The sequence below is a fragment of the Tsukamurella sputi genome (assembly GCF_007858445.1).
Taxonomy (GTDB): domain Bacteria; phylum Actinomycetota; class Actinomycetes; order Mycobacteriales; family Mycobacteriaceae; genus Tsukamurella; species Tsukamurella sputi.
Genome location: NZ_VIGV01000003.1, coordinates 337,649 through 355,639, shown reverse-complemented (window position 1 = coordinate 355,639; position 17,991 = coordinate 337,649). Strand labels below are relative to the sequence as shown.

Here is a 17,991-nt window from a genome sequence, read left to right as displayed (position 1 = left end):
GAGAAACGAACCACGAAATGCAGGGTCCCGTTTCTGGTAGGGATTTGCGTGGATGACACGCCGGCCGGCACGCGTAATGACGTGCGGTTGGGCAATTGCTGGTTGAACCTTGAACTCCTGAGCATGCATTGTTGATGCATCACCGAAAGCGGTGAAATGCCGAATAGGAGACCTGAATGTCAATCGCAGAACTCTCGGGAAGTTGGGCGCTACCGCGTCGAGCCTCCTACGCAATCGACGCGGTGAAGGCCGCCGAAGAGATCGGGATCGAGATCCCCAAGGACATCGTGGACAACGCCTGCATCTACGTCGAGGTCCGCGACTTCATCGCTACCGATGTGCTGCCCGCGATCGAGAGCGTGCCACCCCTGACCGTGGACGATGTCATGACCGGCGACACGCTCAAGACCGTTCGACACCGCGCCCTGTCGTACCTCGCAGTCGACACCGCGAAGATGCTCTTGCAGAAGCCCATCGAGCAAGCGCTGTTCGAGGCCGCCGCAACGTGCACGTCGTGGTGCGCCGATCCTGACGGGCTCGTGGCGTCCCTGAACGAGGTGTACCGCGACAACTTCGACGCCGTGTTCCTCGGACGCGTCACGGACGATCTGAGGCTGTCCGAACTGGCAGGGCTCAACGATCGCCGATCGCTCATCATCTCGTGCGCGCAGTCGATGTGGCTCGCCAACGGTCACCACAGCGCCAAGATGCAAGGCGAGGGCGCGGCATGGGACTACTTCCTGGTCGCTCGATGGGATGCAGGCTCGTTCGATGCTCTCGATGGGATGACAGGGCCGAACCTCACGCTTCCCAAGGGCACGAACATCTTCGAGGCGATCGAGCGATGCGGCGCAGAGCCGCGCTTCCCCCTGAACTACGGGGAAGCCCTCGATCACGCGCAGGACATCGCCCCGGGCCATGTGTACGGCGTGCGCTTCGCCGGGTCGAACGGCACCCGCACCACGTACGAACTGTCCAAGGAAGTGCTCGGGCCGAACGCCAACGCCGTGGTCGCCGGAGTGAGTGACATCTGATGGCAACCACACGGACCGCTGGCGACGAACTCGTTGCGCGCCTGATGAAGTCGCTTCCCGATGGGGTGGAACTGACGGAGACCGAAGCCGAGATCATGAACCTGATCCACGACTCCGCCGACAGGCTCGCAGACTTGGAGAAGGACATCGCCAAGTACGGCACCACATACCGAACCGATCGCGGTGCGATCCGCGTGAACCCTGCGTGCAACGAGGCGCGGCAGACGCGAACTGCGATGGGGCGCTTGATCTCTTCGCTGCATCTTGATGCTGAAGCCCCGTCGCTCGCTCATCAGAAGGCGTCCACAGCTGCGAAGAAGGGCTGGGAGCAACGCCGCAATCGAGCACAGCGAGGAGCGTAGCCATGCCCCGCAATACCAAGGTCACCGCTGATGGTGTGGACCTCAAGCGCGAACACGACATCCAGGTCTGTCGTCAGAATCTCGAGCGAGTCGCCGAATGGGATGGGCTGTTCGGAGCAGGAGCCCGTCGCTTCTACGAATCCCGACTGAGGAAGTTGCTCAACGGCGAGGACGTCCACCCGTAGACCTCTCGGGGAACTTTCCCACCTTCCAACCCCGAGGCCCTGATCCCACCACCCCGCCCGGTGCGTGGGATCAGTGGTAGGCCGGGTGGCGTCTCCGACAATGCGACCATGACGACCGGGTCGCACATGCACTGCAAGCACCCACCCACAGGCGCAGCGCGTGCCCGATGCCGGCGAGGGCTCCCACCGCGTGCACCCAAGCCGCGACCAGCGCGAATGCCGTCTGTGAGCGAGGCAGCACGTAAGGCGTACGCCGCGCAGTACGAGGACCTCGAATCTGACCATGACCTCCCCGCGCTCATCGAGGCGCTGATGCTCGCCAACGAGCGTGTGGCAGAGCGTCAGGCGATGCGTGAGTACGACGCGCTCGAAGACATCGCGTAAGAGACGCCTCAGCGTGTCCGTGAGCGCCCAACGCACGTTCGCTGTAGGTCGTACGCCTACGTAGTGATACACTGCGCCACAGGACATCTCAGATCGTAAATGCGTCGCCAATCGGGCACGGTGAGGGATACGCTCTCGCGATGAAGGATCATGGAAACCGCGGGATCCTGCTTCAGGACTTCGAGGCAGGAGTGCCACCTGTTATGCGTCACATCGCCGACTTCTCGGATGCAGAATACGAGCGCTACATGGGCGCGTACATGGAGCTGACTCGCTTTGCCGAGGATCCCATGTGGCTGTTCGTGAACGACGAGTGCCTCGACCTACTCGACTTCATAATCGGCATCGCCCAATACGGGATGGAGAAGAAGCACATCCCTCGCACGACCGAGCGGGGAACGTCGATCCGGATTGCAGCAGCCACGAAGACCATGAATGCGGCCAACTCGTGCTTCGTGTATCGCGACCAGAGGATCGCACAAGCCGAGCGGCTGTCCGAGGCGCGAGGTGACGACAAGGCCACGGAGCAGGCTGTCAAGAAGCTGCTGAACGACTTCTATGACCAATGCGAGGCGTACCGTTGGATGATCGAGGCACGAAATGCATTGGTGCACATCGACTTGATGGCTATCAAGATGTCGGTGAGTCTCGCAGTGGGTCGTGAGCCCGTGATTGTGCTCGACCTCGATAACGACGTCGTATCGCAGGTTCGCAACCTCAACCCGAAGAAGCCTAACGAGAAGATTGCGGGGTATCTCGAACAGCTCAAAGGGATGCCTCAAGACCTCTCGGTGTTCAAACTCTTGAACAGCATCAAGGACGAGATGCCGGAGTTCAACCAGAAGGTCCTCGACGCCCTGTACCCCGATGAGGTTATGCGCCCATACGGTGAGATCGTGTGCGAGCTGGTCGATCGGTTCGAGGGGAAGCGTGGCGCATACTGCTTCAGGACCGGGCCGTTCTCTGATCGAGGGCCCGCTCCGTACTCGGAGATGAACCCACACGTCCTCGCGTACGCGCACTACCTCGTACACGGTCCCGAAGAGGACGCCTCAGCGCAATCGTGAGCGAGTGCGTGCGCGTCGATGCGTAGTTGCTCAGTCGAGACGCCGCGAGCGCGTACGGACGAGCTGGGAACCGGATGGGGAGCTGGAGCGTCTAATGGGTATGGACGAGTTCTCGGAGGATCTCGATGGTCCGGCCTTGCCCGACTGGGCCGAGGAGGTCATGGCGAAGGAGCGCGCGTGGTGGCGACTGATTCGAGGTACAGGAGCGATCGCACCTGATCAACTCTCCACTGAGCCCGTCCCTCCTGGTGTGGGAGAGGCGGGCACAGAGCGAGAGTGAGTGGGCTACTCCTCGGTCGCGTCGTCAGCCTTGGTGCGCTTGGCCTCCTGGTCCTTGAGGTAGGCCGCGTACTGGCGCTTGAGCGCGGTCACGTCCTTGGAGTCGAACGCGTAGCGAGCACGTCCTTCCTCGGCGCGCTTGTCGTAGCCCACGCTGCGCAGGAACTTGCGAAACGTCTTGGCGTCGGGAGCCCCGACCTTCTCGGCGGCCTCGATGGTGGTGAAGTTGGTGGTAGCCACGATGGTTGGTCCTTTCGGTGTGGTCGTGAGCGTTGCTCACGGTTGAACGTGAGGACCATAAGAGACCGGGGCCGGCCGTCCAAGGTCGTAGGCGAAAGAGCCACGTCAGCGCCGGTGCGCAAGCACGCCGACACGAGCACCTGAGCGCGACGATGGACGCACGACTGACGTTCGCGCGCACGTCGATGTACACGCGCACAGCGAGTGTCGGGTTCGACCTCCTATCGCCTTTGGCGCCTGCGATACTTGCTCGATGAGCGACCAGGCGACCCCGTTCGATCCGCGCAAGCAATGGATATTTGGGTACGAGGAGTTTGGCAACGAAGCGTTGCCCGCGCATCTACTGAAGGTATCGGTTCATCACGCACACTCTGCGATAACGAAGGCCTCCTCGAAGGAACCAAATACGTGGCTAGAAGCGGCAATTCATGCCGGGGGCGCTGTGGAGTTGCTGGCGAAGTACCATCTATCATCGGTGAACCCAATCCTGCTAGTGGAGATGAGAAACGCCAAAGACTATGGGATCCTGCATGTTCTAGGTGAACATGTAGGTCCGCCCGGTGATCCTCAGAAGCGTCGAAACGTTAAGACCAGAGGCCCTGAAGACTGCTTGACCCTCGTTGCTCTCATGTCTGGGAGAAAACTCCCCCAGGGCGATCTCACGAAAGTTCTTGATGCGAGGAACTCTGCAGTGCACATGGGGCTCGTCGATGGTCCAGAACTGCAAGGTGCAGTCGCCGCTATGGTTCGAGTTGTGGACGCCTTGATCGAAATTGCGGGGATCCCGCGCAGTAACTACTGGGGCAGCCAGATAGCGCTGATTGATCAGATCGCGAGTCGCGAAACCCTGCAGAAAGCTCTGAAACAGAAGATTGATGCCGCAAGTAGGATCGCGCAGTCTCTCGCGCCCGAGGATCCTGACCAAGTGAGGGAGGACCTTTCCAGAAACAGCGAAGATGGCTCGCTGTTTGATCTGGAAGAGTACCCAGAAGGAACTTCTTATTGGTATGCACAAAAGTGTCCCGTTTGTAAGCGAGCGGGCACCGTGTTCTGCTCACGCTGGATTACGGCCCCAGAGGAAGACTTCGAGGGAGATTCTTTTGTGCAGGAACACGCGCATGGTGTCGCCTACCGATGCGGTTCGTGCCACCTGGAGCTCGATGAGAGGGAGATGCTGGAGCTTCGCCTTGGTGGGGATGTGCCGCTTGGCTATCGAGCCGCCACCGAGGACGAGATGCTGTCCTATCAAGAGCACCTCGCTGAGATGTACTACGAGCACCAAGCAGAACTGAGGCGAGGCAAGTAGAGGGTGTAAACGCACACGTTGGGATATTCCACCGTGGACATGCCGTCGTCCTCCATCATCAGTTCGGTCATCCTGCACCGCAATCGGATCCACATCCCATTCCTCCTTTCGTCGGGCCGCCTAGAGCAGCCCCTCCCCGAGCACCTTGCCCGCGAGTCCCATCACCACCGGCACGATGCCCAGGCACACGAACGCCGGTAAGAAGCACAGCCCCAGCGGCCCTGCGACGGCGACGCCGGCGCGTTCGCCCGCGGCCACCGCGCGGTCCTCCGCCTGCGCCCGCTCGGTGCGCGCGAGGTCCGCCAGGCCGGACGCCGGCGACGAGCCGGCGCGCGCGGATCGTCGGAGCATCCGGGTGAGCCCGACGACCTGCGGATCCGCCGAGTCCGTCCGCCACGCCGTCGCGGCGTCGGAGCCCAGCGCGAGCAACTCGCCCGCCCTCGTGAGCACGTCCGCCAGGGCGGGCGGCGCGCCCGCGGCCACGGCACGGGCGGCATCGGCGGTGGGCATGCCCGCCCGCAGACACACCGCGAAGAGGTCGTAGGCGGCGGCCGCCTCGAACGGATCCGGCCCCGCCGCGCGCCGCGGGAGCCGCGGAACGCGAGGTCCTGCGGTGCCGTCTCCGACGGTCGCTGTCACCGCCGCGCGCGCTGCGACCGGAAGGACCAGGAATGCCGCGGCGAGCAGCGCCAACGCCGCCGCGAGCGGCCCGTGCCCGCTCACGACCGTCCGCCCGTCTTCGTTCCGGCGGCACCGTCGGCGATGGCACGCGACCAGAGCAGCCCGGCGCAGGTCAGGCACGTGCCGACCACCAGGAGGGCGCCGCCGGCGCCGGTCCCGATCAGCGTGCCGACCGGATCGGCCCCGATCAGCTGCCCCATCGCCACGCCCAGTACCGGCAGCGCGGCGAGGACCTGCGCCGTGGCGCGCGCTCCGGCCAGCGAGGAGTGGGCACGCCGTTCGTACCGCTCCCGCGCCCGCAGGTCTTCACGGACCGAGGCGAGCAGGTCTACCATGCCGATGCCGTGGCGCGTCCCCGTCTCCCAGGCCGCCGCGATCCGCGACCATGCGGCGCTCTCCCGCGCATGCGCGCGCAGGCCCGCCGCGACGTCGCCGCCGAGTTCGGCGCGCCCCGCCATCTCGGCGAAGACGGCGCGCACGTGCGGATCCTCGGCGTCGTGGCCGGCGGTGGTGCATGCGGCGGCCGGGTGTGCGCCGACGGAGAGTTCCGCGACCATGGCGTCGACGCCCGCGAGGATCGCCGACAGTCTCGCCGCACGCCGCCTCTCCGCGCGCGTCCGGGCGCGCAGCTCCCGGAGGGTCCCCGTGGCGAGCACCGCCGCGAGGGCCTGGCCCGGTCCGATCAGCAACGCGCCCAGGGGAACCGCCAGCACCAGCCAGCCCCAGCGCAGGGCCAAGGGCGCACCCGCGGCGGCGTGCGCGGCCCTCAGCCGGGCTGTCGCGGGGCCGCCGGGCCAGGTGAGCGCCGCAGCGGCGAGCAGCAGGATCGCGGCGATCACGCGGCCTCCCGTTCTGCGAGCAGGTCGTGCAGCCGGTCCGCGTCCGCGGTGAATCCACCGTCGCGTTCCCAGGCGGCCCGTACCCGGACGTAACCGTCCTCTCCGCGATCGACGACGCCGATGCTGCGCAGGCCGCGTCGCCCCGAGGGCCAGCGGTGCACGGAGAAAACCACCTGGCGCATTTATCAGTAATTGGTGCGTCTAACACGCATCTATCCGCATGCCAGACCTGGTTTATTCATTCGCTACATGTAGGATTAGATGCATGTCAGTGGTCGGATCTACCGTGAGACACGGTGGTCGGCGGGCCTGTTGCGAGTGGAGGGTTTCCGTGCAATTATTTCGCTATGGCACTCCATGGGGAGCTTCAGAAGACGCTCGAGGTGTTCGTCGAGCAGCATCGCGCGGCGTTGGCGACGGTTCGTCTCGATCTGCCGACGGCAATCACCGAGGTCGGGAAAATGTGGTCGCCTCGGCACGCGGATCCGGTGGAGGTGTCCGGCGATGCGTTCTGCTCGGCGGTTCGGCATACGATGCGCGACATCTGGAGGAACGACCGCAACGACCAGCCTGGGATGAATCTGCGGTGCGGTCGCGGCCAGGGCGGCGGCGCAGTGTTCTCCGATCTGGGTGGTACGGAGTTTCGGCTGCGGAAGTTCCTGTCCAAGCACTTGCAGGCGGCGATCGACCGGGAGGTGGTGCTGCCGCCGGAGGCCGAGCAGGCGATCGCGAGCGGCGGGTTGCAGGCGGAGCAGATGAATCTGTTCGCCGGCCCGGGCCGGATTCCCAAGCCCGCGAAGCGCAGCGCCAGCGTGGACGACGAGGAGCAACGCGAGCACGACGGCATCTTCGCGTTGTGGTCGACGACGGACAACACCACGTTGGAGTCGCTTCACCTGGCGGTGGTGCGCGGGGTGGACAACCCGGCCAGTGCGGAGATCTTGGCGGTGGTGCCGTTCCCGTCGGCGGAGGAGTCCCCGTTCTACGGGCTTCCGGCGGCCAAGCCCGTCGGTGCGCCCCCGGCAGACGACTTCGGCAGCTACGACAAGCCGGTTCAGGGTACGGGCGACGAGGACGACGACGGGCCGGAGTTCACGCCTGCGTAGCCGTCACGGCAGGGGGAAACTGGGATGCGGGGACCTGCAGCGTTGAATCGGATGGGCAATGAGGGCGACGGTGAACGTATACGGACGCCGGGTGCGTCAAGCCCGGATCATGCGGAAGATGACCGCGAAAGCGTTGGCGGCTGAGTTGAATTGGCCGTCAGCTGCGCGGCTCACGCGTTTGGAGAAGTCGATCACGAGCGAGATCGGCACTGATGAGTTGGAGGCGTTGACGACGATTCTGCGGTTCCCTCCGCGGTTTTTCATCACGGAGCCGCCGATGCGGATCCATGCGTCGGACTTGCTGTTTCGGGCTCCGCAGTCGACGACGAAGACCGAGCAGGAGTACCTGGCTGATTTCGCGTCGATGATCGGTGAGTTCCTCGATGAGCTGCATTCGCGGTGGCAGCTGCCAGCGGTGAAGGTCCCGATGGTCGATCCGTCGGTGCCGGTCGCGGAGGCGGCTGGGCGGGTACGTGATGCGCTCGGTGTGGGTCGGGATGAGCCGATCGACTACCTGACCCACAACATCGAGCACGCGGGTGTGCCGATCGTGATGCGGCGGATGTTCGCGGCCGCGACGCTGCGCGACGGCGACGCCGGTGCGGCGGCGTCGGAGAAGCATCTGGGGTATTCGACGAGGGTCGGTGAGTTCAAGGCGCGGCCGTTGATCGTGGTGCGTCAGTCGACGTCGTGGGAGCGGACGCGGTGGACTCTCGCCCATGAGCTGGGGCACTTGAGTTTGCATTGGAGCGGCGATGTTACTGAGGACAAGGAGGAGCAGGCGTCGAGGTTCGCCTCGGAGTTGCTTGCTCCGCTGGCGCAGGTGCGCAAGGAGGTGACGGCGACTCCGTCGCTGATGTCGCTGGTGCCGGTCAAACAGAAGTGGGGAATCTCGATCGGTGCGTTGCTGCGGCATCTGCACACCGGCGGTGTCCTCGACGACGACCGGTTCCGCAGTCTGCAAAAGCAGCTCTACCAGCGGGTCAACCCAGATACCGGGCGGACCTGGGGTCGGACCGAGCCGGGGTGGAACGACCGTGTCGTGGAACGGCCACGGTTGCTGAGCAAGTGGATCGAGCTGGGCTTTTCGGTGCAGTCACCGCAGTTGCTGGCGACCTACGATCTGATCTTCCCCGGCGATATCCTCGCGGACTTCCTGGTCGGGCAACGCCCCGCCCCCACCACGTCGTCCACGGCGTCGTCGTCCGCCCCGGCGGCCGATACGGCTGCGGGTGCGCGGGCAGGGGATCGGGGCGCCGGTGACGGTTCAGCGGATGTGATCGACTTCCGTCGGTTCCAGCAACGCTCCCGGCGAGCCTGACCCGGAACGAACAGCGAAGGGGCGCGAGTCGGTGGCGAAGGTGCAGCGGGTGCGGTACCCGGACCGGCCGGGCACCTTCATCGTGGTCGACGAGCTGGACCGGCCGATCGCACCGGCCCGCGAGTACCTGCGGTTCCTGACCGCGAGCGCGGCGTCGCCGAACACAATTCGCGCGTACGCAGCAGGGTTAGCGCAGTGGTGGACGGTGCTCGAGCACAGCGGGCACCGGTGGGATGAGTTCCCCACCACCTTGTTCGGGCAGTTCCTGACGTTCCTGCGGACCGGGGATCTGCCCGGAACCCGGCGGATCGGCCCCGAGGTGCTCGGCGGGTCGTCGACGGCGACGGTGCAGCTGCGGGCGACCGCGGTGCTCAGCTTCTACCGGTTCCACGCGGATGCGCATCATCTGCTGGGCCCGTACGAGAAGCTGTTCACCTCGCACAGGCAGTGGCGACGCCGGTCCCGGTACGTCGGGTTCCTCGACGGTGTCGGCCCCAGCCAACCCTCGGATCACCCGATCTACCGGGTACGGCAACCCAACCGGTCCGCCACCCCGGTGCTGCTGCCCCGGGAAGTCGCGGCGATCCTCAACGCGTGCGCCACCCATGACGGCACCCGCTGGTCCGGAGCCGGTCCCGGGTTGCGGAACCGGCTGCTGTTCGCGATCCTCGCCGAGACCGGGATGCGGCTCGGTGAGGCGTTGTCGTTGCGGCATCACGACTTCCACATCGGTGGCGGTGGTACCCCGTATGTGGAGGTCGCCGGTCGCCAGGACCACCCGCACGAGGTGCGATGCAAGACCGGGCCGCGGCGGATCTACGTCGGCGATGATCTCGCCGCCCTGTACTCGGAGTACGTGTGGGCGTTGATCGATGACGGCGCCGACCTGGAAGTGCCTGGTTTCAGTACGCATTTCGTGTTCGTCAATCTCACCCACGGCACACGGTTCGCGCCGATACGGCCGGAAACGGTGTACGCGGCGGTCCGGTCGATCACCCGCCGCTGCAACCACCACGCCCCGGACACAGCCACCCACACCGATACAGAGCCTGGGCAGCGGGTGCTGCAGCCGGGGTGGACGCCGCACTGGCTGCGCCATACCCACGCGACGGCGTTGCTGCTCTCCGGTGTCGCGCCGCATGTGGTGATGCGCAGGCTCGGTCACGCGGATGTGCAGACCACCCTGTCGACGTACGGGTGGGTCACCGAGGACGCCGAGATGCGGTCGATCGCGCAGTGGCGCAACTACGTCGCCGGATGGAAAGGCCTGCACGATGACCACCCCTGAGCACACGCCACGACTGTCGGCGGCGGCGGCGACCGCGTTCACCTGGCAGGCCCAGGCGGCCCTAGTGCCAGCGGCATGGCGCGAGCCGATCTACCAGATCGACGCCCCCGAGCACCGGCAGGTGTTCCGGCAGAACTCGCGCTACCTCGGCCGCCGTCTCGACTTCACCCCGCCCGGGTGTCCGCCGCGCTTCGCCCGGGAGGTGGCCTGGTACGTGTGGCTGTGCGCCACCGACCAGATCGCGAAGATCGAACCGGCGTACCTGCGGTGGTGCTGCGAGGCGATCTCCCTCGCCACCCACAGCTACACCCGTGAGCATGGGCACCCACCGGTGTCGATCACCGACCTCACCTCGGCGGCGCTGGTGCGGCACGCCCTGCTCGCGTACCAAGCCCGCAACAAGCGGCTCCCGCCGGTGAATACCCGCCGCAGCATCACCCACCTGATCGAACAGCTGCACCTGTACCTGTCGGTGCGGTGCACCGACCGCTCCTGGTGGGAACACGACATCTGGGACCTGCGGGTCGATCCACGGATCCCGCAACGCGACCACGAACCCAGCCACGACATGTGCGCCCGCCTCGGCGGCATCGAACCAGCGTGGCTGCGCGAAGGAGTGCGGTTCTGGCTGCGCGTGTCCATCACGGCGGAGCTGCTGCGCTGGTCCTCCGCGGTGGAACGCTCGAGGATGGCGACCCGGCACTTGGGGCGGTTCCTCACCGACACCGGACACACCGACGACCCTGTCCTCGCCGATGATCCCGCCCGGCTGCGGATGATCTTCACCGAGTTCGCCGCGTGGTTGCGCAGCCCGGCCGCCTCCGCCCGCCCGGACCGGCGGCTGACCGGCTCGGCGATCGAAGCGACCGTCTCCCAGACGCAGGTGTTCTACACGTTCATGGTCGACCACGCCCCCGAGGCGGCCGCCGCGACCGGCATCGCCCGCTGGGGCGAGGTCGGCCCGGCGCACACCCGCCTGTGGGGTCCGGCGTTCCGCCGCCGCGCCGCACCGAGGAATCGCGAACTGACCTGGTACAGCACCGGCGATCTGCAGCGGATGCTGTGCTACCTCGACGTCCTCGCCGCCGACCGCGGCCGCCACGTCACGCTCACCCACCCCGACGGCACCGTCTCCCTCGTCGCCGGCCTCGGGGACCCGCAGGCGGCACGGATCTGGCTGCTGCAGGCGCTCACCGGCCGGCGGGCCTCGGAGATCCTCATGCTCGACGTCGACCCGATCGAGCCCATCCCCGGCTTCGAACGCCCACCCACAGCCCCGGCAGAGCACCCCGCGAACAGGGCCGACAACAGGGTTACCAGCAGGGTTAACGACCGGGTTACCGGCGGGGTTGAGGGCCGGGTTGGGGACGGGGTTGGCACGGAGGCTGTGGCCAGCGACGACGCAGGCGACGGCGAGGATAGCGGGGTGTTCGTGGCGAAGTTGCGGTACCAGCAGACCAAGGTCGACGGGGTGATCCCGACGATCCTGATCGAGCAGGCCGTGGTCAACGTCATCGCCGAGCAGCAGGCCTGGCTCGCCGCGGCGCACCCGGACTGGTCGCCGCGGTACCTGTTCGTGCCGCTGCGCGATCACCACCAGGGCCGCCGGCACCGCCCCTACAACAGCTACCGGCAAGCCCTCAGTGGCCTCGACCGGATCCATGGGCTCACCGACTCCACCGGGCGGCCGTTGCGGTTCACCCAGACCCATCGGCTGCGGCACACCCGCGCCACCGAGCTGCTCAACGACGGCGTGCCCTTGCACGTGGTGCAGCGCTACCTCGGGCACAAGAGCCCCGAGATGACCCTCCGGTACGCCGCCACCCTGGCCGCGACCTCGGAGGCGGAGTTCCTCAAGCACAAGAAGATCGGCGCGGGCGGCGTCGATATCGCCCTGAGCCCCAGCGACATCTACGACATGACCCAGCTGGCCAAGCGCACCGACCGGGTCCTGCCCAACGGTGTGTGCCTGCTGCCGCCGGTGAAGACCTGCGACAAGGGCAACGCCTGCCTCTCGTGTGGGCATTTCGCCACCGACGCCACCCACCTCGACGAGCTCCGCGCGCAGCATGCGGCCACCACCGCGCTGCTGCAGGCCCGCCGAGAGCAGTTCCACGCCCGCACCGGCCGCACGCTGACCGACGACAACATCTGGGTGCACCAACGGCTGCGGGAGCTGCACTCCCTCGAGCAGATCATCACCCGCCTCACCGCCGAAGAGCCGGGCGGCGAACCGGGCCAGAGCGCCGCTGGGGCGGTGACCGGTGCCGGCGCCGCGAATCGGCTGCCGATCCTGCAGATCCAGACCCGCGGCAGCCACGAATCAGCCCTGCGCACCGCAGCAGGCACCACTGCAGGCACCACGGCAGGCGCCGCGTCAGGCACTGCTGCGGGCACCGGTGGGGATGGCGATGCCGCACACAGCGCCGGCGCGGGCGGTGGTGCGTCGTGACGGCCAACGACGCCTCCCTCGCTGCGCTCGCCGAGAGCGCGGAGATCCGGTCCGAGGCGTCGCGACGCAGAATCGACAAGGCGCTCAAGGCGATGCGACGCAACGGGGAAGCCATCAACGTCCAGGCCGTGGCCCGGCGGGCCGGGCTGGCCCGCACCACCGTCTACCGGCACAAGGATCTGCTCGGACAGATCCACCGCCAGCGCCGCACCGCAACCGCCGTGCCTTCTGATCACGCCGCCTCCGGGCAGGGCACTGCCGCATCCGATGCTGGGGTGGATCCATCGCGCGGAGTCGCCGCGGCGCTGCATCTGCGGATCCGGCAGAAGGACGCCACGATCGCGGAACTGACCGGTCAAGTCAAGGCCCTCGAAGCGACGATCGCCCGGCTGCACGGCGTCATCGACGACCTGTCCCCGGACTGAACCGAACCCCCAGGGGACTATTGCTGCCGACGAGGTAGGCGATCGCGGTCTGGCCGTCCAGGTCCCGCGACGGCGCGCACATCCACAGCTGGTCAACCCGCCGTGACCATCGCGTCAATTGACGCAGGGCACACCACCGGCCCCGACACCGGTTCCGGTATCCGGGGCGGGCGCGTCGGCGGCTACCTGCACTGACGCCCGTCCCGCTGAGCCGGTCACACCCGGTTTCCCCAGCGGCACGGCCCGCGAACCGGTGTTGCGGCTGCCCACTGTCGCCGGTGCTGGTGTCTGGAACTCGAAGGCCTGCCGCACCGCGGCCCGCACGGCGGCAGTGTCCACCAGGTTCACTGCCTGCCCGTCGATCGTCGAGTAGGCCCTCACAGGGAGGGTGGTGAAGCGCAGTCCGCCGAGGCGGAAATCGCTCATCTGCTGCGCGAACGCCACCAGATCCCACCCTGACGAGAGCACCACGTCCTGCTTCGTCGCGGCGAGCAACCGCTGCACGGTGCCCGCCTTCGACAGCGTTCCGTCCTGTTGCAGCTCGTGCATGACTGACGCCAGGAAAGCTTGCTGCCGGTGGGTCCGGTCCAGGTCGCCGTTGTCGAGCCCGTGGCGCTGCCGCACGAACGCCAACGCCTGCGTAGCATTGAGGTGCTGTACACCCGCGGGGAACCGAGCGCCAGAGTAGGAGTCTCGGACCGCACTGTTCAGGCATACCGTGACGCCGCCCAGCGCCTTGGCCACGTCGTAAAAGCCTACCAGCGAGACCTCGGCGAACCTGTCGATGGGGATCTGGAGGAAGGCCTCCACCGTCTTGATGGTGGCCGTCCGCCCGGCCTCGCGACCCATGTTCTCGAGCTGTGCGAGATCGGTGACTCCGTCGGCTCGCGCCGACGCCTCTGCCTGCGCCTTCGCCAGCCCGTAAGCTTCCTTGATCTTGACGTGGTCGTTGTCAGCGATGCCGGTGACTGGCACGTAATCGTCACGCGGAATCGACACAGCGGCTGCCTTCGACTTGTCCGCCGACAGGTGCACCACGATCAGCGTGTTCGTGTTGTAACCGCCCTGGCTGCCGTCGCCCGCGTGCAACTGCGACAGGACCGCGGCGGGAAGCTGCTGCCCGTTGCGATCTTTACGACTATCGAGGCCCATCAGCAGGATGTTCTCGCCACCATCGCTGGAACGCTGGCCGCCGGCCCGCTCGATCGCCGAGGACAACGAGAATCCGCCGATCGCCGTGCCGAGCATCCACCATCCGGCCCCGGTGACGGCGAGCGTGACGATCGACAACAGCGCCACAACAGCGTGCGCCCTCCCGAACCGCGGCCCCGACACCGGGCGGGCGGTGTTCCCAACCCCGTCGTCGACGTCTTCGACGGCGGGGGAGAGCCCAGATCGGTGTTCCATGATCGGCTCTCCTAGGTTCAACTGACTCGAAACGGGATCGTCCCCGCAATCGCGGCCCGGTTCGCGACCATTGCGATGCCGCTCGCCGCTGCCGGGTGGTAGTGGATTCTGCGAAACGACCCCGACCAGGATGGATCTTTTCTGCTCGCGAGCTGTCATAGGCCGAACGCGCCGCCGGAGACCAGGATGACGACGCCGAGGCCGATCAGGACCAGCGGGAACAGCACGCTTTCCCACCGCTCGAGGATCTCGGCGACCTGGCGGCGGGTGGCGACGAACCGGGCGACGAAGACCAGGGCACCGACGAGGATGAGGAACACCACGCAGTAGGCGATCATCGCTTGGCCGCTGATGCTGACGAACACCGGCACGTAGACGCCGATGTTGTCGCCGCCGTTGGCGAAGGTCACGCCCGCGACGCCGAGGACACCGATCCGGCTGCCGCTGCCCGCCCCGGTTCCGTCGCCGTCGTCATCGTCGTCGCGGCTCCGCCAGGCCGACCACGCCGCCCGCAGTCCGAGCAGCAGCGGGACCAGACCGAAGTACGGAATCGCGGACACCGGCAAGAACGCGCCGGCGCCGAGGGCGATGAGCACGGCCACGGCCAGGATGCCCGCGAATCCCAGGTATTGGCCCGCGGTGATCTTGACGGTGGTGCCGCGCTGGCCGGCGCCGCGGGCGAAGAACAGCGAGATCACGATGATGTCGTCGATATTGGTGGCCACGAACAGGCCGATGGCTTGTAGAACGGATGACAGCATCACCGCGGACCTCCTGCGAGGGTCGGGTCGAACCGGTCGGCGCAGTCGGTCGAGCAGAACCACCACCTCTGGCCGCCGGCGGTTATTCGGTGCGCTGGCGCGGTCGCCGGGTCGACGCGGACCCCGCACACCGGGTCGGCCGGGTGCGGTGATGCCGCGAGGTCGAGGGTGTGGAGCTGTATCGGGGTGCTGATGTTGCGCAGGTTGCGTTCCCCGATCGCGGTGGCGGTCAGTCCGGCGCCGGTGGTGGCGGGCAGGATCGGGTCGGTGATCACGGCGTGGCCGGCGCCGGCGAGGGCGGTGATGCGGGCGGCGACGTTGACGGCGTGCCCGAACAGGTCACCGTCGCGGCCGACCGCACTGCCGTAGTGGATCCCGGCGCGCAGGGCGAGGAATCCGTCTTGGCCGGCGGCCGCGTCGGCGAGGGCGGTGATCGTGGCGAGCATCGCCTCGGGGGTGTCGGCGGTGAGCATCACCGCATCACCGATGGTCTTGACCAGCCGGGTGCCCGGCTGCAGCGCCCGGCGGGCCTGAGCGGCCAACCGGATGGCCAGTTCCGCGGCTTCCTGGTCGCCGCACATCTCGGTGAGGACGCTGTATCCGGCGAGGTCGGCGAACGCCACCGCCACCTCACACCGATCGAGCCCGGCGAGCTCGTCGGCCCGGTCACCGTGATGATGCCCGTGCGGCGGCGGCGTGATCATCGGCCACCGCCGCGGCGGGCACGGAACCGCGTGATGATCGGGTTCTCGCGGACGGTGACGTCGGCCAGCGGCAGGGACGCCAGGTGCGGGTGGAGTTCGCCGCGGGTGATGAACCGGTGCGGTGCGCCTTCGAGGTGGTGCAGCAGCCGCGCCGGGGCGCTGCCGAGCAGGTCGTAGCCGACCAGCGTTCCGCCGGGGTGCGAGTACCCGGGCGGCCTCGGCGAGTGCGCGTTCCCAGTCGACGACGTGGTGCAACATGATGAACGAGACGACGGTGTCGAAGGTGCCGTCGTCGAACGGCAGGGCGGTGGCGTCGGCGACCTGGGCGTGGGCGTGATCGCCGAAGCCCTGGAGCCGGTCAGCGGCGGCGGCGACCATCACCGGGTCGAAGTCGGTGACCGTCACCTCCACGTCGCCGGGGCTGGCGGTGAGGATCTGTGCGGCCATCGCACCGCCCCCGCCGCCGATCTCGAGGACCCGCCCGCGGGGGCGGACGCCCTGCAGCGCCCATGGCAGCACCCACCGGCCGGTCGCCGCTTCCCACGGGGTGCTGCGGCAGAACCAGGATTCGATCGTCGACATCGACGGCATACCACCAGCTCCCACCATGCTCGCCCGGCCACGGAGTGTGACCCGGGAATTCTTCGTGACGATTCGATTACACCACAGAATCCCGCTATCATCGTCCACGAACGATGAGAGTCAGGTTTGTTGCGGCTCGGTGCGATCGCCAAACCGTCATTAGTCCGGACGATGTTGCCCTCAGATCTGCCTCACTGAAGACGCCTCTCCTGGGGCGCGTGCGCGAACGGGAGTGCAGACGGTGAATCCTCTGCGGAATCTGCAGCTCACGGCAGGTCCCGTACCCCTTCTGTTGCTCGTCGCGGGCGGTGCTGCTCTCGCTGGCCTGATCGGCGCGTCCCGTCGCACGGGGTCTGCACGGATCGTCCTCGCCTGCGTCGGCGCCGCCCTCGTTGTGACGGCGGTGGTGGACTACCTCGTGGAGTTCGTGTGGAAACCTTTCCCGGATCGCCTCGACCCGCTGGTGTTGCTGTGGATCGCTCTCGGAGTGTTGGCGCTGCTGCTGGCAGGAGCGCGTGTGGCGGGCGCCCCGTCGTGGCGGTCCGCCGGGTTGAGTAGCGCGGCTGTCGGTGTCGTGATGCTGATGGGGGCCGGTCAGGTCAACTCGTTGTACTCGGCCTACCCGTCGGTGGAGGACCTCCTTCCTGTTGACTACCCGGCAACGATGCCCAAGCCATCCCCCGGTTCGACAGTCCAGCGCGGGGTGGTGGTCAGGACGAACATCCCCTCCGTCCGGTCCCGCTTCGCCGCTCGGCAGGCGTTGGTGTACTTGCCGCCCGCGTACCTATCCGGCGCCCGCGAACAGTTGCCGGTCCTGATGCTCGTGCACGGCCAGCCCGGCGCGCCCCGTGACTGGTTTTCGGGCGGGAGGCTCGCACGGATCATGGACACCTACGCGCAGCGCAAAGGCGGCGTCACACCCGTCGTGGTGGTCCCGGACGCGACAGGTGGTCAGTTCGAGAATCCACTATGCGCCGATACCCGGCGCACGCGCGCGGCCACCTACCTCGCGGAGGACGTACCCGCCTGGGTACGTCAGAACCTGTCCGTCGCCCCGGCGGCGCGGGCGTGGGCGGTCGGCGGCTACTCGTACGGCGGCACCTGCGCCCTTCAGTTGGTGACGCGGTTTCCAGACGTCTTCCGCACGTTCCTCGCCTTGTCGCCGGAATCCGAGCCCGACCTCGGCGGAGGGCGCGAGCGCACCCTCCGGGAGGCCTTCGCGGGCGACCGAGGAGACTACGCCCGCGCCGATCCCATGACGTTGCTGTCCTGGCGCAAGTTCCCCGACACTGCTGGCGTTCTCGTCGCCGGCACCGATGATGCTGCGTCGACCGCCGCCGCACAGCGCGTGGCCGTTGCGGCTGCCCGCGCGGGCATGGACGTGCGGACCCTTCGGTTGCCGGGCGGGCACGACTTCACCGTCTGGTCGCGAGGTCTCACGGCTGAACTCGACTGGATCAGCCGCCGCCTGGGCCTGCCTGCCTAAGCAACAGCAGGACATTGGTCGCAGTCGGCTTGATGAGCGCCAGCCTCCAGTCTGTTGTACCGAGCGTTCAATGCTGTCACTC

General features: G+C 67.2%; 18 protein-coding genes and 1 pseudogene. 12 read left to right on the top strand and 7 right to left on the bottom strand.

Going from position 1 to position 17,991, the window contains the following annotated elements; genetic code table 11:
* Positions 1-176: 176 nt before the first annotated feature.
* The 5 genes from FK268_RS11205 to FK268_RS11190 all read left to right on the top strand — a co-directional run bounded on the left by FK268_RS11205 (position 177) and on the right by FK268_RS11190 (position 3,032).
* The gene (locus FK268_RS11205; RefSeq protein WP_146433981.1) at positions 177-1,034 is read left to right on the top strand and encodes a hypothetical protein; all 858 of its coding nucleotides are present in this window, start codon (positions 177-179) and stop codon (positions 1,032-1,034) included.
* Complete coding sequence (locus tag FK268_RS11200) at positions 1,034-1,396, top strand: P27 family phage terminase small subunit (protein WP_146433980.1); 363 nt, start codon at positions 1,034-1,036, stop codon at positions 1,394-1,396. The genes FK268_RS11205 and FK268_RS11200 overlap by 1 nt, the downstream gene beginning before the upstream one ends.
* Positions 1,397-1,398: 2 nt before the next feature.
* Positions 1,399-1,581 carry a hypothetical protein gene (locus FK268_RS11195; protein ID WP_146433978.1) on the top strand — a complete coding sequence of 61 codons (183 nt, stop codon included), beginning with the start codon at positions 1,399-1,401 and terminating at the stop codon, positions 1,579-1,581.
* 225 nt (positions 1,582-1,806) lie between these two features.
* Positions 1,807-1,965, top strand: a complete 159-nt coding sequence (locus tag FK268_RS24190) for a hypothetical protein (RefSeq protein WP_158636088.1) — start codon at positions 1,807-1,809, stop codon at positions 1,963-1,965.
* A gap of 140 nt (positions 1,966-2,105) precedes the next feature.
* Entirely contained in the window at positions 2,106-3,032 is a 927-nt protein-coding gene (locus FK268_RS11190) for a hypothetical protein (protein WP_146433976.1), read from the top strand.
* 285 nt (positions 3,033-3,317) lie between these two features.
* Here the strand turns inward: FK268_RS11190 and FK268_RS11180 are convergent, their stop codons facing one another.
* Entirely contained in the window at positions 3,318-3,551 is a 234-nt protein-coding gene (locus FK268_RS11180) for a hypothetical protein (RefSeq protein ID WP_146433972.1), read from the bottom strand.
* Between the two features lie 253 nt (positions 3,552-3,804).
* Here FK268_RS11180 and FK268_RS11175 point away from each other — a divergent pair, with 253 nt between their 5' ends.
* The gene (locus tag FK268_RS11175) at positions 3,805-4,857 is read left to right on the top strand and encodes a hypothetical protein (protein ID WP_146433970.1); all 1,053 of its coding nucleotides are present in this window, start codon (positions 3,805-3,807) and stop codon (positions 4,855-4,857) included.
* A 120-nt stretch (positions 4,858-4,977) separates the two neighbouring features.
* Here the strand turns inward: FK268_RS11175 and FK268_RS11170 are convergent, their stop codons facing one another.
* From FK268_RS11170 to FK268_RS11160, 3 genes are read right to left on the bottom strand one after another with little or no spacing between them, the layout of a single operon-like run.
* Positions 4,978-5,580, bottom strand: coding sequence for a type II secretion system F family protein (locus tag FK268_RS11170; RefSeq protein ID WP_146433968.1), 603 nt, complete (start codon positions 5,578-5,580; stop codon positions 4,978-4,980).
* Positions 5,577-6,377 carry a type II secretion system F family protein gene (locus FK268_RS11165; RefSeq protein WP_146433966.1) on the bottom strand — a complete coding sequence of 267 codons (801 nt, stop codon included), beginning with the start codon at positions 6,375-6,377 and terminating at the stop codon, positions 5,577-5,579. Before FK268_RS11165 ends, FK268_RS11170 begins: the two co-directional genes overlap by 4 nt.
* Positions 6,374-6,559, bottom strand: coding sequence for a hypothetical protein (locus tag FK268_RS11160; RefSeq protein WP_193560270.1), 186 nt, complete (start codon positions 6,557-6,559; stop codon positions 6,374-6,376). The genes FK268_RS11165 and FK268_RS11160 overlap by 4 nt, the downstream gene beginning before the upstream one ends.
* 165 nt (positions 6,560-6,724) lie before the next feature.
* Between FK268_RS11160 and FK268_RS11155 the strand changes: the two genes are divergently transcribed.
* From FK268_RS11155 to FK268_RS11135, 5 genes and pseudogenes are all read left to right on the top strand, one after another.
* Complete coding sequence (locus FK268_RS11155) at positions 6,725-7,483, top strand: hypothetical protein (protein WP_068567303.1); 759 nt, start codon at positions 6,725-6,727, stop codon at positions 7,481-7,483.
* 58 nt (positions 7,484-7,541) lie between these two features.
* On the top strand, positions 7,542-8,804 hold the full coding sequence (locus tag FK268_RS11150) for a helix-turn-helix domain-containing protein (RefSeq protein WP_068567304.1): 1,263 nt from the start codon (positions 7,542-7,544) through the stop codon (positions 8,802-8,804).
* Positions 8,805-8,835: 31 nt separating this feature from the next.
* Positions 8,836-10,092 (top strand): tyrosine-type recombinase/integrase, encoded by a 1,257-nt coding sequence (locus FK268_RS11145; protein ID WP_068567306.1) that lies wholly within the window; start codon positions 8,836-8,838, stop codon positions 10,090-10,092.
* Positions 10,079-12,433 (top strand): annotated as a pseudogene (locus tag FK268_RS24985) (tyrosine-type recombinase/integrase); the annotation flags it as partial. The gene FK268_RS11145 and the pseudogene FK268_RS24985, both read left to right, overlap by 14 nt.
* 107 nt (positions 12,434-12,540) lie before the next feature.
* Positions 12,541-12,969 (top strand): DUF6262 family protein, encoded by a 429-nt coding sequence (locus tag FK268_RS11135; RefSeq protein ID WP_068567308.1) that lies wholly within the window; start codon positions 12,541-12,543, stop codon positions 12,967-12,969.
* A gap of 114 nt (positions 12,970-13,083) precedes the next feature.
* On the opposite strand, the gene FK268_RS11130 is transcribed toward FK268_RS11135, so the two are convergent.
* From FK268_RS11130 to FK268_RS24980, 3 genes are all read right to left on the bottom strand, one after another.
* Positions 13,084-14,376 carry an LCP family protein gene (locus FK268_RS11130; RefSeq protein ID WP_082756685.1) on the bottom strand — a complete coding sequence of 431 codons (1,293 nt, stop codon included), beginning with the start codon at positions 14,374-14,376 and terminating at the stop codon, positions 13,084-13,086.
* A 155-nt stretch (positions 14,377-14,531) separates the two neighbouring features.
* The gene (locus tag FK268_RS11125; protein ID WP_068567310.1) at positions 14,532-15,140 is read right to left on the bottom strand and encodes a cadmium resistance transporter; all 609 of its coding nucleotides are present in this window, start codon (positions 15,138-15,140) and stop codon (positions 14,532-14,534) included.
* Positions 15,137-16,423, bottom strand: a complete 1,287-nt coding sequence (locus tag FK268_RS24980; RefSeq protein WP_231707036.1) for a methyltransferase domain-containing protein — start codon at positions 16,421-16,423, stop codon at positions 15,137-15,139. The genes FK268_RS11125 and FK268_RS24980 overlap by 4 nt, the downstream gene beginning before the upstream one ends.
* A 241-nt stretch (positions 16,424-16,664) precedes the next feature.
* Here FK268_RS24980 and FK268_RS11110 point away from each other — a divergent pair, with 241 nt between their 5' ends.
* Entirely contained in the window at positions 16,665-17,909 is a 1,245-nt protein-coding gene (locus FK268_RS11110; RefSeq protein ID WP_074851082.1) for an alpha/beta hydrolase, read from the top strand.
* The last annotated feature ends 82 nt before the right edge of the window (positions 17,910-17,991 follow it).

Excerpts from the sequence above, each read along its gene's own strand:
- FK268_RS11205 (WP_146433981.1), top strand. The coding sequence starts at position 177 with ATGTCAATCGCAGAACTCTCGGGAAGTTGGGCGCTACCGCGTCGAGCC.
- FK268_RS11200 (WP_146433980.1), top strand. The coding sequence starts at position 1,034 with ATGGCAACCACACGGACCGCTGGCGACGAACTCGTTGCGCGCCTGATG.
- FK268_RS11195 (WP_146433978.1), top strand. The coding sequence starts at position 1,399 with ATGCCCCGCAATACCAAGGTCACCGCTGATGGTGTGGACCTCAAGCGC.
- FK268_RS11190 (WP_146433976.1), top strand. The coding sequence starts at position 2,106 with ATGAAGGATCATGGAAACCGCGGGATCCTGCTTCAGGACTTCGAGGCA.
- FK268_RS11175 (WP_146433970.1), top strand. The coding sequence starts at position 3,805 with ATGAGCGACCAGGCGACCCCGTTCGATCCGCGCAAGCAATGGATATTT.
- FK268_RS11160 (WP_193560270.1), bottom strand. The coding sequence starts at position 6,559 with ATGCGCCAGGTGGTTTTCTCCGTGCACCGCTGGCCCTCGGGGCGACGC.
- FK268_RS11155 (WP_068567303.1), top strand. The coding sequence starts at position 6,725 with ATGGCACTCCATGGGGAGCTTCAGAAGACGCTCGAGGTGTTCGTCGAG.
- FK268_RS11150 (WP_068567304.1), top strand. The coding sequence starts at position 7,542 with ATGAGGGCGACGGTGAACGTATACGGACGCCGGGTGCGTCAAGCCCGG.
- FK268_RS11130 (WP_082756685.1), bottom strand. The coding sequence starts at position 14,376 with ATGGAACACCGATCTGGGCTCTCCCCCGCCGTCGAAGACGTCGACGAC.
- FK268_RS24980 (WP_231707036.1), bottom strand. The coding sequence starts at position 16,423 with ATGTCGACGATCGAATCCTGGTTCTGCCGCAGCACCCCGTGGGAAGCG.